The sequence below is a fragment of the Vibrio sp. 10N.222.48.A3 genome (genome assembly GCF_041475345.1).
GTDB classification, from domain to species: domain Bacteria; phylum Pseudomonadota; class Gammaproteobacteria; order Enterobacterales; family Vibrionaceae; genus Vibrio; species Vibrio tasmaniensis_A.
In genome coordinates, this window is the sequence record NZ_JBFRVX010000792.1 from 1 (window position 1) to 1414 (window position 1414).

A 1414-nucleotide genomic window follows, 5' to 3' on the forward strand; every position below is an offset into this window, starting at 1 on the left:
CGATCGCCTTATTGCACCGGACAACCCAGTATTCAAAGATGAAGATGTCATTGATCGTGCAATACGCCCTAAAGCACTGGCTGACTATCAAGGTCAGGATCACGTCCGTGGTCAGATGGAAATTTTCATCAAAGCAGCACAAATGCGTAATGAGGCGCTCGATCATCTGTTGATATTTGGTCCTCCAGGCTTGGGCAAAACCACATTGGCAAACATTGTTGCTAATGAAATGGATGTGAACATTCGTACCACTTCAGGACCTGTATTGGAAAAAGCAGGTGACTTGGCGGCATTGCTGACCAACCTTGAAGAAAATGATGTTCTATTCATTGATGAGATCCACCGCCTTAGTCCTGTGGTTGAAGAGGTTCTGTATCCGGCAATGGAAGATTACCAATTAGATATCATGATTGGTGAAGGCCCAGCGGCACGTTCTATCAAGATCGACCTTCCTCCTTTCACTTTGATTGGCGCAACCACTCGTGCTGGTTCACTGACATCGCCGTTGCGTGACCGTTTCGGTATTACTCAGCGTCTTGAGTACTATAAAGTTGAAGATTTACAAAGCATCGTTCAACGAAGTGCTGATTGTCTTGGTCTTTCTATGGAATCGCAAGGGGCGTTAGAAGTTGCTCGTCGAGCTCGTGGTACGCCACGTATTGCTAACCGTTTACTGCGCCGTGTTCGTGACTATGCGGAAGTGAAAGGCGATGGACATATTTGCCCAGAGGTTGCTGATAAAGCGCTAAACATGTTGGATGTCGATGCTAAAGGTTTCGACTACATGGATAGGAAGCTTTTGCTTGCGATTATGGAGAAGTTTGGTGGTGGGCCGGTTGGTATAGACAACATGGCTGCGGCGATTGGTGAAGAAAGAGATACCATTGAAGATGTGTTAGAACCTTACTTGATTCAACAAGGTTATCTACAAAGAACGCCAAGAGGTCGAATCGCGACCGACAGAGCGTATTTACACTTCGGCATCGATAAACCATCTAATCGTTAATTTATTCATTTTTAAAGATCCCAGTTGCATAAGCGCTGGGATTTTTTGCTTTCTATTGAATAACAACTCTTTGAGCGAGTCGATAAAAAAAGCTGAATAGCTCCCTCAAAAATGAAAACTTTGATTTCATGTTTGAATTGAGTAACAAAAAGTGAAATAAGCTGTTATGGTTTTTGTTAATACTTTATGGGTAGTTGTAATTCATATGTTGATGCAGTGCTGAGCTTTTGTCACAGATATCATATGCTGCTATTAATAGAGACATAATTGGTGTGATTTTAATCATAACTGTTCAAAAATAACTCTAATTTGCTTGAATAAAATTGATACAAATCAACGCAAGGTTCTCCTATAAACCTTTTGAAACATACTGATTTTACCAGTAATATTAGCGTCAGCTATATTAGC

Annotated in this window: 1 protein-coding gene; it reads left to right on the top strand. The window is 41.6% G+C overall.

What is annotated here, in order from left to right; genetic code table 11:
* Positions 1 to 1006: Holliday junction branch migration DNA helicase RuvB (ruvB, locus tag AB4653_RS19830; protein ID WP_372105116.1), on the top strand; the 1006-nt coding region annotated here is incomplete at its 5' end.
* Positions 1007 to 1414: the final 408 nt, after the last annotated feature.